The sequence below is a fragment of the Mycolicibacterium sarraceniae genome (genome assembly GCF_010731875.1).
GTDB lineage: Bacteria > Actinomycetota > Actinomycetes > Mycobacteriales > Mycobacteriaceae > Mycobacterium > Mycobacterium sarraceniae.
In genome coordinates this window covers 1385116-1397079 of sequence record NZ_AP022595.1, presented here as the reverse complement: position 1 = coordinate 1397079, position 11964 = coordinate 1385116, and the positions used below count along the sequence as shown (strand labels likewise).

Annotated in this window: 11 protein-coding genes; 5 read left to right on the top strand and 6 right to left on the bottom strand. The window is 65.4% G+C overall.

Features of this window, described 5'->3' with window-relative positions; all coding sequences use genetic code 11:
• Positions 1–19 precede the first annotated feature (19 nt).
• From G6N13_RS07195 to G6N13_RS07185, 3 genes are all read right to left on the bottom strand, one after another.
• Positions 20–1369, bottom strand: a complete 1350-nt coding sequence (locus G6N13_RS07195) for an aspartate aminotransferase family protein (protein WP_163695741.1) — start codon at positions 1367–1369, stop codon at positions 20–22.
• Between the two features lie 64 nt (positions 1370–1433).
• Complete coding sequence (locus G6N13_RS07190; protein ID WP_163695738.1) at positions 1434–2894, bottom strand: leucyl aminopeptidase family protein; 1461 nt, start codon at positions 2892–2894, stop codon at positions 1434–1436.
• 11 nt (positions 2895–2905) lie between these two features.
• The gene (locus G6N13_RS07185; protein ID WP_163695735.1) at positions 2906–4552 is read right to left on the bottom strand and encodes an ABC transporter substrate-binding protein; all 1647 of its coding nucleotides are present in this window, start codon (positions 4550–4552) and stop codon (positions 2906–2908) included.
• Between the two features lie 126 nt (positions 4553–4678).
• On the opposite strand from G6N13_RS07185, the gene G6N13_RS07180 reads away from it, so the two are divergent.
• Genes G6N13_RS07180 through G6N13_RS07170 form a run of 3 tightly spaced genes read left to right on the top strand, consistent with a single transcriptional unit; the run spans position 4679 to position 8225 of the window.
• Complete coding sequence (locus G6N13_RS07180; RefSeq protein ID WP_163695732.1) at positions 4679–5635, top strand: ABC transporter permease; 957 nt, start codon at positions 4679–4681, stop codon at positions 5633–5635.
• On the top strand, positions 5632–6582 hold the full coding sequence (locus G6N13_RS07175; RefSeq protein ID WP_163695728.1) for an ABC transporter permease: 951 nt from the start codon (positions 5632–5634) through the stop codon (positions 6580–6582). The genes G6N13_RS07180 and G6N13_RS07175 overlap by 4 nt, the downstream gene beginning before the upstream one ends.
• The gene (locus G6N13_RS07170; RefSeq protein WP_163695725.1) at positions 6579–8225 is read left to right on the top strand and encodes a dipeptide ABC transporter ATP-binding protein; all 1647 of its coding nucleotides are present in this window, start codon (positions 6579–6581) and stop codon (positions 8223–8225) included. The genes G6N13_RS07175 and G6N13_RS07170 overlap by 4 nt, the downstream gene beginning before the upstream one ends.
• 19 nt (positions 8226–8244) lie before the next feature.
• On the opposite strand, the gene G6N13_RS07165 is transcribed toward G6N13_RS07170, so the two are convergent.
• Positions 8245–9105, bottom strand: a complete 861-nt coding sequence (locus G6N13_RS07165; RefSeq protein ID WP_163695722.1) for a GntR family transcriptional regulator — start codon at positions 9103–9105, stop codon at positions 8245–8247.
• An 88-nt stretch (positions 9106–9193) separates the two neighbouring features.
• Between G6N13_RS07165 and G6N13_RS07160 the strand changes: the two genes are divergently transcribed.
• On the top strand, positions 9194–9964 hold the full coding sequence (locus G6N13_RS07160) for a glucosamine-6-phosphate deaminase (protein WP_163695719.1): 771 nt from the start codon (positions 9194–9196) through the stop codon (positions 9962–9964).
• 22 nt (positions 9965–9986) lie between these two features.
• Positions 9987–10232 (top strand): hypothetical protein, encoded by a 246-nt coding sequence (locus tag G6N13_RS24545; protein WP_220096772.1) that lies wholly within the window; start codon positions 9987–9989, stop codon positions 10230–10232.
• Positions 10233–10376: 144 nt separating this feature from the next.
• On the opposite strand, the gene G6N13_RS07155 is transcribed toward G6N13_RS24545, so the two are convergent.
• Entirely contained in the window at positions 10377–11366 is a 990-nt protein-coding gene (locus tag G6N13_RS07155; protein WP_163695716.1) for an esterase family protein, read from the bottom strand.
• 69 nt (positions 11367–11435) lie between these two features.
• Entirely contained in the window at positions 11436–11954 is a 519-nt protein-coding gene (locus G6N13_RS07150; protein WP_322789309.1) for a DUF4262 domain-containing protein, read from the bottom strand.
• Positions 11955–11964 lie beyond the last annotated feature (10 nt).

Below are 11964 nucleotides of genomic sequence, written 5' to 3'. Positions count from 1 at the left end.
GGATCGGTCCCCGGGAAGGTCAGAACTCACGGGCGACCACATCGAGTGCGGCGTCAGCGGCGTTGAGCGTCTCGTCGATGTCGGTGTCGGTGTGGACCAGCGAGACGAACAGGTTCTCGAACTGCAGCGGGTGGAACAGCACGCCGCGGACCACCATCTCCTGGTACCAGCGGGTGAAGACGTCCTCATGAGCAAATGCCGCGGCGTCGCGCCAGTTCCGGATGGGACGGTCGGTGAACCACAGCTGGAATACCGTGCCGATGCCCTCCACATAGGCGTCGATGCCCTTCTCCTGTGCCAGGGACTTCAATCCGCGGCTCAGACGGTCGCCGAGGGCGCGCTGGCGTTCGTAGAGTCCTGGGGTGGCAAGAACGTCCATCGTCGCCGATACCGCCGCGCACTGCACGACATTGGCGTTGTAGGTTCCCGAATGCGAATAGGTGCCGTCGGCGATCAACCGCATCGCCTCGGTGGTTCCGCCGACCGCGGCGACCGGGAACCCGCCGCCGATGCCCTTGGCGTAGGTGGTGAGATCCGGACGGATCCCGAACCATTCCTGGGCACCGCCGCGAGCGAAACGGAAACCGGTGATGACCTCGTCGAAGATGAGCATGGCGCCGTACTTGGTGGTCTGCTCGCGCAGGAGTTCCAGGTAACCGGGCTCGGGCAGGATGCAGCCGGTGTTGAAAACGGCCGGCTCGGTCAGCACGGCGGCGACCTCTTCGCCGCGTTCCTCCATCAACGTGACGAAACTCTCCGGATCGTTCCACGTGAGCACCACCAGGGTCTGCTCAAGTTCGGCGGGTACGCCGCCCCCCATGGCGACCGGACGGGGCCGGTTGGCCGGCCCGGCGAGCTTCGGATCGACGTGGTTGGACCAATACACGGTGTCCTGCCAGCCGTGATAGTGCCCTTCGAACCGGACGATCAATCGTCGTCCGGTAGTGGCCCGGGCCAGCCGGACCGCGGTGCCGACCGCCTCGGAGCCAGAGTTGGTGAACCGGACCTGCTCGATGCCGGGGACCGCGTCGACGACCTTCTCGGCCGCTTCGATCTCGAGTTCGTAGGGCAGACCGAAGCAGGTGCCGTAGTTCTGGACTGCCTCGGTGACGGCGCGGGTGACTTCGGGATGGCGGTGTCCGAGGATCATCGGACCAAGTCCGAGCAAATAGTCGATGTACTCGTTGCCGTCGACGTCACGCAGCCGCGAGCCCTGGCCCTCGGACATGAAAAGGGGGTAAGGCTTCCATCCGTTACGCGGCAATCGAGCGGTGCTGCCGGCGCCACCGGGGATGGTTTGCAGCGCACGTTCGTAGAGTTTCTTGGTGGTCTGGGTCCGCTGGGCGTAGGCGGTGTCGAACGACGTCATGGGCGCTCTTCCTCGGGTGGGACGGGGTAGATCCTACTTATAATACTAAGTATGCAGTCTAGCCTCAGCAAGAGGTCCCCGGAGCCAAGAATTCGATAAGGGCGCGGACCGGCGTGCCGGTCGCGCCGGCGGGCCACGGGTGAGCGGCTTCCTCGAGCCACGCCGACGAGCCATTGTCGATGTGCACCCAGGGCACGTCGCCGACGAAGGAGCGCAGATAGGTGGCCGCCAACTGTCCGGAGTCCGGAACGGCGGTGGGTGAGTTGGCGATATCGGCGACGCGGGATGACAGTAGCGCCGCATATGAACTGTGCAGAGGCAGCGCCCAACCGCGATCGAACGCGCGCTCGCCGGCCGACACCACGTCCCGGGCAAGTTCCGTCGACGTGGTCCAGCAGCCCCAGAAGCAATGGCCCACGCCGCCGGAGTCGGTCAGCGTTCCCACGTCGATCAGTCGCGAAGGTTTCTGTGCAGCAAGGTAACCCAGGGCATCAGCCAGTACGATGCGGCCCTCGGAGTCCGTATCGAGCACCTCGGTGGTGCGCCCGCCAGGGTGGGTCAACACATCACCAGGCCGCAGCGCGGTGCCGCTGGGCATGTTCTCCGCGATCGGCAGTATCGCCGTGACCGGCCCGCTCGCGTCCAGGGCGCCTGCGGCTATCACCGCCGCGGCCACCGCCGCAGCGGCAGCCATATCCGACTTCATCCAGCTCAATTCGCCGAGGCCGCGTTTGAGGTTGACACCGCCGGAGTCGAAGGTGATTCCTTTGCCTGCCAACGCCGTCATCGCTCCGTCGCCGGCTATCTTCAGCGCCACCGCCAGTGGTGGCTGAGAACTGCCGGCGCCTACACCCAGCGTGCCGCCGAACCCGTGCTGCGCCAGCGTCGCTGCATCCCACTGTTCGACGGTCACCGACTGTGGCGCCAGCTCCCGGGCGAAGTCGACGATGGAATCAGCGAAAGCTTTGGTGCCCAGCATGTTCGGCGGTGTCTCGACGAGCTGACGGACCCATCCTGTGGCTCGTGCCACGATTGCTGCGCGAGCAAGCACGCTGTCGGCGATCGAATCCGAGTCATCGACGAGTTCAACGGCGGGTGGTGTGGCCGGCGCGTCCGATCGACGCTGGTAGCGCCAGCCGCCGATCGAGTGGCCTTGGGCCACCGCACCCAGCGCATCAGGAGCCTCCAGCGCAAGCGTCGAGATGACCGCACGATCGTTCCCGGACGCCAGCGCGGCCTCGAAGAGCTCGCCGGGGCCGGCCCGACGCCCCAGACCCACTAGCGTCACCCGAACGGGTCGGTCTGGGCCGGCCACCAGAACCGACTCGCGCGTTCCGGATGTGGCGTCGAAACCACCAGCGGCCAAGGCGATCTCATCGAGATCGATGCCGAGCACCCGGTTCACCAGATCGGCTCCTCGCCCCCCTCGCGCCCGCTGCGGCCCCTCGAACATCCCGACGACAACGTCGGCATCTGGCTTCAGGTTCAGTGCGTCTGCGAGATCTGATGGTGCGCAACGATTCATGGCAGGGTCGATCACGTGGTGGGATGCACTTGCAGCAACGTCTGTGTCGACAAGTTGTTCACCGAGCCCACCAGCGGCGACATCAGGAAGCCGGTCCACTTCGGCGAATGTGCCTCGATCACGTTCTGGTAGACCAGCGCGATGTACGGTCGGTCATCGAACGCGATCTGTTGCATCTGGTTGACAATGCGCTGCCGTTCGGCCCGGTCGCGGGCGACCCCCTGTGCCTCATACAGCTTGTCGTACTCCGGGTTGCAGTAGCCGCTGTCGTTGTTGTTGCCCCACTGTGCACAGGTCAGCACGCTGAGCTGGAAATCGGGGTCCACCGGTGGGATCCAGTCCCACATGGCCAGGTCGAAATCGTCATACGTGTTGTCCGGACCCGCGATCGCGGCGGTGGCGGCATCGGTGTCCATCTTGCGCATCGCCACTCCCACCCCGGCTTCACGCAGATCGTTCTGCATGATCTGGAACATCCGGTCACCGGCGCCGTCGATCTCGTTCGGGAAGATCACCTCGTAGTTCATCGGTACGCCAGCGGCCACCCGGATGCCGTCAGGGCCCCGCGTGTAACCGAGTCCGTCGAGTATCGCGTTGGCCTTGCCGATGTCGAAGGGCAGCGCGGTGATCGAGTTGTCGTGCCAACCGGTGGCGGGAGCGATGATGGTCGACGCGGTTGTGCCCATCCCGAGCCACGCGGTGTCGAGCATCTCCTTGCGGTCCATCGCGTACTCGAATGCCTTGCGTACCTCGGGGTTCAGCAGTTCGGGGTGGTTCTTCTTCTTGGGATTGGTATTGATGATCAGTTCGTAGAATCCGGTGCCCGGGCCGGTACCGACCTCCTGGCCGGCTTCCTTGAGAGAGGGCACCGTGGTGGCCGGGGTCGACTCGCCGATCATGTCGACCTGTCCGGTGCGCAGTGCGGTCACCATCGCATCGGAATTGGCGAAGAACTGCAGTCCGAAGCCGTCGATCACAGATTTGGTCGGCCCCCACCACTTCGGATTGCGGTCGAACAGTGCGAGCTGGTCCTTCTGGTACTTCTGCAATTCGAACGGTCCGCCGGAGACGATCGGTGCATCGTTCTGGAATGTGCTGATGGCCTTGCCATCACCACCAGCGTATTGCGACCAGATGTGCTCTGGGAGGATCGGCACCTGCTGCAACTGCGCCAGGACGTTGGCTATGGGCTCGGAGTAGGTCACCACCAGTTTGTTGTCGCCCTGAGCCTGCGCGGTTGTCAGGCTCCGTACGAAGCCGGCGAGCTTGCCCGTGGGCCCGTCCTCGAACTGGTGAATTGTGTTCAGCGTGAAGGCCGCATCCTTGGCGGTCAGCGGCTTGCCGTCGGACCACTCGGCATTGGCGACGGTGTCGAACGTCCAGGTCAGTCCGTCCGGTGAAGTCTCCCACTTAGTGGCGAATGAGGGCTTCAGCGAAAGGTCGGTGGTGTCGTACTCCGTGAGGTGCGGATAGATGTACTGGTAAGCGACGCTGCTGTAATCCGAACCGGATACGAAGGGATTCAACGAGTCGATGGCCGCGCTGACACCAACGCGCAAGACGGCGTTCGAGGGTGCCGCCGCCCCGCCGCAACCGGAGATCAGTCCGGTGACCACTACGCAACCGCTGAACAATGCAAAAGCTCGCGAGGACTTCATGGGGACCTTCCCACGTCGTTGGCACACCCGGGGACGGTCGAACGGTGACCGTTGTCATGCCATATTCACTTGACGTGCTTAGTATGAGGACCACTCCGAATGGCGTCAAGACAGAAAGGGGACCGGGTGCGAGGCTTCGTATGGAAGCGCTCAGTCTTCGCGGTGATGACCATCTTCGTCGCCCTGACCGTGAACTTCATCTTGTTCCGGGTGTTGCCCGGCGATGCCGTCACGCGCGTCTCGCGCGTGCCGAATGCGTCGCCCGCTCTCAAGCAGGCGCTAGAGCGTGAGTTCGGACTGGACAAGCCGGTGTTCGACCAGTACCTGCTCTACCTGGAGCAGTTGCTGCGCGGAAACCTGGGGGTGTCATTTACGAACCGCCGACCGGTGCTGGACAACCTGCTCGAGGCATTCGGTAACACCCTGCCCATGGTCGCCGCGGGAACGGTGATCGCGATCGTCCTCGGCATCTGTGTGGGCGTTTACACCGCAGTGCACCACGGCTCGGCCGGCGATCACATCGGTACCGGCATCGCCGTCGGCTTCTACGCCTTCCCCACCCAGTTCCTCGGCATGATGCTGCTGATCCTGTTCGCCGGGGTGCTGCCGTCGGTAGGGATGAGCGATCCCTTCGCTGTCGCACAGTCCCCGACCGAACAGCTCGGGGATCTGTTGCGGCACATGATCCTGCCGGTGCTGACCTTGGTTCTCACGCTGTACGCCGAGAACGCTCTGATCGTCCGTTCCGCGATGCTCGAGACGCTGGGTGAGGACTACATCCTCACCGCACGAGCCAAAGGCCTGACCCGACGCCGGATCATCACGTCCTACGCGCTTCGCAACGCCGCGCTGCCCACGATCACCCAGGTCGCTCTATCGCTGGGCGCGGTGGTCAGCGGCTCGATCTTGGTGGAGGTCATCTTCTCCTGGCCCGGCATCGGCAGAGCCCTCTACGACGCTGTGCTGCAACGTGATTACCCGATGTTGCAAGGCGGCTTCCTGGTCATCACCGTCGTTGTGGTGGTACTGAACTACCTGGCTGATCTGCTGTACTTCCGTCTTGACCCGAGGGTGTCTCAATGACCGGCGACACAGCCGCGAACATGCCGGCCGAACCCCGACGCCGATACGGTGTCCGAGGTGCCCTACGCACCGTCATCGCCACGCCGCAGGCGATCACCGGCCTCGTCATCGTGGGTCTGTTCCTGGTGCTGTCGCTGTTCGCCAAGTTCCTCCAGCCCTACAGCACTTCCAATCCCACCTGCGGGGTGTTCGAGCGGCCTTCCTCATCGCATTGGCTCGGCTGCGACGACGGTGGCATCGACATGCTCAGCCTGGTGCTCCAGGGTGGTCGAATCTCGATCTTCGTCGGCTTCACGGCGGCCGTCATCGCGATCGTGATCGGCACCGTCATCGGGGTGCTGTCGGGCTACTTCGGTGGCTGGGTCGACACGGTGCTGATGCGGATCACCGACTACTTCATCGTGGTGCCGCAGATCGTGTTGATGATCGTGGTGGCCGCGGTGTGGGGACCCAAACTCAGCCACGTCATCATCGTGATCGGCGTGCTGATGTGGACCAGTACTGCCCGCGTGGTGCGGGCGCAGGTCAAGACGCTGCGCGAACGCGTCTACGTGCGGCGGGCGGCCTCGATCGGTGCCGGACACACCCGGATTATCGCGACGCACATCTTGCCCCAGCTGGGACCTCTGCTGATCGCCAACACCGTTCTGGCGATCACCGTCGCAGTCACCAACGAGACGGCGCTGGCCTTCCTCGGTCTATCCGACCCGACCGCGGTGACCTGGGGGACCATCATCGAGCACGCCTTCTTGCGCGGTGCGATCAGCACCGGAGCGTGGTGGGCCATCGTGCCCGCCGGGGTGTGTGTCGCCGCGCTGATTGTCGGTTGCTACCTGATCGGCAACTCGATCGAGGATGAGCTGAATCCTCGGCTCCGCTCGTCGCACCTATCGGTCAGACCCTGGCGGATCCGCCCACTGGTCGGACGTGGCAAGGAGGCGCTGTGACAGATTCTCCGGCGAACCGGCCCGCGGCTTTCGAGATCGTCGACCTCAACGTCTGGTTCGACCCGCGCGACCGTCGGAACGGGCCCCCGCTGCACACCGTCCGGGATCTCAACCTGACGGTGGCGCCCGGTGAACGGGTCGGCCTGGTCGGCGAATCCGGTTGCGGCAAAACCACAACCATCCTGGCCGCGATGGGGCTGTTGCCGTCGTCCGCCTCGGTGGCCGGTGAGGTGAGGGTCGCAGGCACCAACGTCATCGAGCGTGGTGAGGCCAGCATCCGCCCGCACCGCTGGACCGATATCGCCATGGTCTTCCAGGGCGCGATGAGTGCCTTCAACCCGGTCCGGACGGTCGGCTGGCAGATCGGTGAGGCACTCGGCGTGCATGGCATCGCCCGCGGTAAAGCCGCAGTACAACGGACGCGCGAGCTGCTCGACCTTGTCGGCCTGCCGGCACAGACCGCCGACCGCTACCCGCATCAGCTCTCCGGTGGGATGAAGCAGCGTGCGGTGATCGCGATGGCGCTGTCCTGCGATCCCAAGGTGTTGCTCGCCGACGAGCCGACCACCGCGCTGGACGTGGTGGTGCAGGACCAGGTGCTGCAGCTGCTGGTGCGATTGTCCGGTGAGCTGGGATTGGCGCTGGTGCTGGTGACCCACGACCTCGGGGTGGTCGCACAGGCCTGCACTCGGGCCGCCGTCATGCGCGACGGTGGAATCGTCGAGCAGGCTGACGTCTTCGACCTCTATCACCGGCCCGCGCATCCCTACACCCGGCAGTTGTTCGAGTCGACACCCAACATCGACGACGTCCGCCCTGCCGAGCCGGGTCCGGCCGCACCCGCGAACCTGCTCGAGGTGACTGACCTGCGGGTCGGGTATGGCGCGCGGCGCGGGGGGGACGAGCACCCGAACGCGGTGGACGATGTCAGCCTTCAGGTCGCGGAGGGCGAGTTGGTGGCTCTGGTCGGTCAGTCGGGTTGCGGCAAGACCACGACGCTGCAGGCGATCCTGGGGATGCAACCGGCGTTGTCAGGATCCATCCGGATCGACGGCGTCGAGGTCACGGGGTTGACCCCGCGGGCCTGGCGCCCGGTGCGCCGCAACGTCCAGATGATCTACCAGGACCCTTACGAGGCTCTCGACGGTCGGCTCCGTGTCGAGGACACCGTGGCTGAACCGCTGCTGGTGCACGGCATCGGCGGTGATCGGCGGCACCGGCGGGCATTGGTGGCCGAGACGTTGCGCGAGGTGGGCCTAGACCCGGAGGTAGTGGCAGCACGCTACCCGCACGAACTGTCGGGCGGTCAGCGGCAACGGGTTGCGATCGCGGCCAGTCTGATACTCCGTCCGCGGCTGCTACTGGCTGACGAACCGGTGTCGATGCTGGACGTATCGGTGCGCACCGGTGTCCTCGAACTGCTCGACCGGCTGCGCCGCGAGCACCGGATGGGAATCCTGATGATTACCCACGACCTGTCCACCGCGGTGGCGCATGCCGATCGGATCGTGGTGATGCGGGACGGCCGTATCGTCGAGGTCGGGGACCCGTGGCGAATCGTGCGTGAGCCCACCGAGCCCTACACCAGGAAGTTGTTGGACAGCGTTCCCGGTCTCGATCCGCAGCAGCACCGTGGGTCCTGAGCATCCGCCCGTCGTGCGATCACCGCTGCGGCGCCGCCGTCCTCCCGAGCGGGCGAACCGACCACGAGCCGCTGGGGTCGGGTTCCATCAGGCGGCGACCGGAGGCGCCGGAGATGTAGAACACGAACTCGCGCGCGGGATACGTCTGCTGGAAACTGTCGAATGCCACGCCCGCGGCGTCCACGCTGACGCCGCGAATGCGCACCACATGATCTTTCGAGCTCAGCCGCAGATGGTTTCGCTCCAACGAGTTCGGCTGATCGACTTCAAAAACCTGCTCGACGAACTCGTCGGTGAATCCGTACCGCTCGGCGAGATACCCGTAGAGCGACTCCCCGGCTGCCAGCCGCTGCTCGTCGAGGGCCGGCACCAAGGTCAGTGGCAGCACCGCCGTTTCGAGAACCTTGGGCACCCCGCCCATTCGGCGGACCCGGCAGATCTCCCAGACGGGTTGTCCCGCATCGATGCTCAGTGCCGTCGCATGCTTGCCGTTGGGCAAGCCCACCACCATGCTCACCAGTTCGGTGTCGAGTTGAACCTCGTCCTGAACGTTCTCGCCCTGCCCCTTGAACGTCTCCAGGAGCGCGCCGGGCCGCGAGGGCTCGCTGAGCATCCGCTGCGGGGCGACGAAGATGCCGACGCCCTGATGGCGAGTGATCTTCCCGTTGTGGGTCAGTTCGTCGAGGGCGCGGCGCACCGAGATCACGCTGACTCCGGCCATCTCGGCGAGTTCGGCGGTACTGGGCAGCTGATCGCCCTCGCGCAGCCCCTCGTGCTCGATCAGCGAAACCACGAGGTCGTAGACATGTTGGTACCGCAGGGTGCGGCCGGGGGTACCGGCGCGCGGCGCCGGGCGCTGCGATCCCGCGGCGTCGGTCACGAATCCTCCCCTATCGGCTGCCGTCGTCCCCGCAGCATAACTGCGGGGCCTTGGTTCTCTTACATCGTTATACAAGGAATGAGGTCTGATGAAGATCATCATCGTCGCGGACCCCGTGGCGGCGGCCGCCGCGGCGGCGGACATCGTCACATCGCTGGTAGCCCGAAAGCCGAACGCCGTGCTCGGCGTGGCGACCGGGACGAGCCCACAGGGGTTGTACGCCGAATTGGCCGCGCGGGTGCAGACCGGGCTGGAGATGTCGGCGGTGACGGTATTCGCACTCGACGAGTACGTAGGCCTGGCGGCGAGCGACCCGCGCAGCTACACCTACTTCATTCACACCATCGTGGCCCAACCCCTGCGGCTCGATCCCGAGCGGGTACACGTGCCGATCGGAGTGGGTGACGACCTGGACTCCAGGTGCCGTCAATACGAGGCGGCCATCGCTGCCGCCGGCGGGGTCGATCTGCAGATCCTCGGGATCGGCCGCAATGGCCACCTGGGATTCAACGAGCCGACCTCATCGTTGGTGTCGCGCACCCGGGTGGCACCGCTGGCGCGCTCGACGCGGCAGGACAACGCGCGATTCTTCGGCGTCCCGGCGGACGTTCCCGTCCGCTGCGTCACGCAGGGCCTGGGCACCATCATGGAGGCTCGGGTCGCCCTGCTGATCGCGACCGGTGCGGCGAAGGCACCCGCGATAGCGCGCGCCGTCGAAGGGCCGGTCTCGGCATTCTGCCCGGCCTCGATCCTGCAGCAGCACCGCGACGCCGTGGTGATACTCGACGAGGCCGCGGCGGGTGAGCTCACGCTGGCTGAGGAGTACCGCGAGGCCGCCCGCGTGATGGCCATCAACTGACGCCGGGTCAGCCGCCGACCAGTTGCTCTGGCTGCCGTCGTTCGACGGGCCGGACAACGACAACCGGAAGATCAACGACATCAACCACAAGATGATCGCGGCGGAGACGATGTCGAACCACTGGAATGGGTGGAACGCGCCGACGATCGAGAGCACCAATACGGTTTCGGCCGATGTGACGCGGCTGGGCCGATGTCTTGAAAGACGCGGTTCAGCTTGGCTCTATCACGAACCAGGTTGGTCACGTTGGCGACGACGAGTTCCTTGACGAGCTCGTCGGGGTCGATCTCGGCGAGATGTGCTGTATCGCTCGGATCACGACTCGCTCGGCAACGGCGAGCCTGGCGAGAATCTGGCCGGACAAAGGGGTTTGGGCAACAGAACGCGCAACGGACTGCAGTGCGATTCGCAGTTAGCCGGTCGGCGTCGCTCCCAGCACCCGCTGCAGATCACCCTTCATGGCCTGCAGCTGCGCACCCCAGTAGCCCCAGCTGTGAGTTCCGCTGGGCGGGAAGTTGAATACCGCATTGTGACCGCCCGCGGCCACGTACCTGCGCTGGAATTCCTTATTGGTGTTGAGGGTGATGTTCTCGAGGTATCCGGCCGAGAACAATCCGCCGGCGTTGACGTCGTCGCCGTAGTCGAGTTCGGACGGCGCACCCGTGCCGCAATAAATCCACACCGCGGTGTTGTTGGCCACCAGTCTGGCGATGTTGACCATCGGGTCATTGCGCTGCCAGGCGGGGTCACTGCTCGGACCCCACATGTCCGAGGCCCGATACCCGCCGCCGTCCTTCATGGCCAGACCGATCAGCGTCGGCCACAGCCCCAGCGACGGGTTGAGGAACCCGGACAGTGAGCCGGCGAAGATGAATTGGGTGGGATGCCAGATCGCCAGCGTCAGGGCGGCGCTGCCCGACATCGAGAGCCCAACGACAGCATTGTTGATCGGGGTGATCGCCCTGTTGGTGGCCAGCCACGCCGGTAGTTCCTGCGTCAGAAAGGTTTCCCACTTGTAGGTCAACGTCCCGTTGGACCCGGCCGCAGGCTGATACCAGTCGCTGTAGAAGCTCGATTGGCCGCCCACAGGCATCACCAGCGACAGACCGGACTGGTAGTACCACTCGAAGGCCGCAGTGTTGATGTCCCAGCCGCTTGCGTCGTCGAGGGCGCGAAGGCCGTCCAGCAGGTACACCGCGTGCGAGCCACCGCCCTGGAACTGGATCCTGATGTTGCGGCCCATCGCCGGGGACGGCACGTCGAGCTGCTCGACCGGTAAGCCTTGCCGCGAGTATGCCCCGGCCGGCGCGGTGTGCCCGGCGAGCCCCGTCACCCCGGGCGCCAGTAGGGCTGTCGCCGCGACGACCGCGAACCGCCGCACCGCAGCGCGAACCGAGGTCATCACGTCAGAAAGGTAGCAACGCAGCCGGTCTCGGGCGATCCTGGCACACCCGCCGTGATGGCTTTGTGATCAGGCGGCCCTGGCGCGGACGCCCAACACCGGTTGGCGGCTTTCGCGATCACAGAAGTCCGCCGCCCACGGCCAGCGACCCCGGCCGTCCGCCCACACCAGCTGCAGGGCGCGAATAGGTCCGTACAGGGCGACTGCGAAACCCATGTGCGCGTCGGGATGGTCGACGTTGACGACCTCCAGCATGGGACAGCCGCATAGCGTGAACTGTTGCCCCGCAGTGAGTTCCATGCCTCGAAGGATGTGTTCGGCCGCCCCATTGAGCACCCGAAGGGCGCGCTGCGGCGACACGTTGGTGATCATCAGCTCGGGCACGTCGTAGTCGCTCAACCCGATCGTGTAGGCGAACGGCAGCTGTGGGGACTCGACGTATTGCACTGTCCAGCCCCGCCGCAGAATCTTTCCGCGCACCTCGTCGAGGTAGTCGGCGATGGTGCGGTCTGGGTGATCGCATATCCAGCACATAGCGGGGTCCCTTTCTGCGGTGCGTGGCGGTGTGTTGCGGCTCACCGACACCATGCACCAAGGG

What these genes read in the sequence shown, in the direction of transcription:
- G6N13_RS07195 (WP_163695741.1), bottom strand. Translation starts at nt 1,369, where the DNA reads ATGACGTCGTTCGACACCGCCTACGCCCAGCGGACCCAGACCACCAAG.
- G6N13_RS07190 (WP_163695738.1), bottom strand. Translation starts at nt 2,894, where the DNA reads ATGAATCGTTGCGCACCATCAGATCTCGCAGACGCACTGAACCTGAAG.
- G6N13_RS07185 (WP_163695735.1), bottom strand. Translation starts at nt 4,552, where the DNA reads ATGAAGTCCTCGCGAGCTTTTGCATTGTTCAGCGGTTGCGTAGTGGTC.
- G6N13_RS07175 (WP_163695728.1), top strand. Translation starts at nt 5,632, where the DNA reads ATGACCGGCGACACAGCCGCGAACATGCCGGCCGAACCCCGACGCCGA.
- G6N13_RS07160 (WP_163695719.1), top strand. Translation starts at nt 9,194, where the DNA reads ATGAAGATCATCATCGTCGCGGACCCCGTGGCGGCGGCCGCCGCGGCG.
- G6N13_RS07155 (WP_163695716.1), bottom strand. Translation starts at nt 11,366, where the DNA reads ATGACCTCGGTTCGCGCTGCGGTGCGGCGGTTCGCGGTCGTCGCGGCG.
- G6N13_RS07150 (WP_322789309.1), bottom strand. Translation starts at nt 11,954, where the DNA reads ATGGTGTCGGTGAGCCGCAACACACCGCCACGCACCGCAGAAAGGGAC.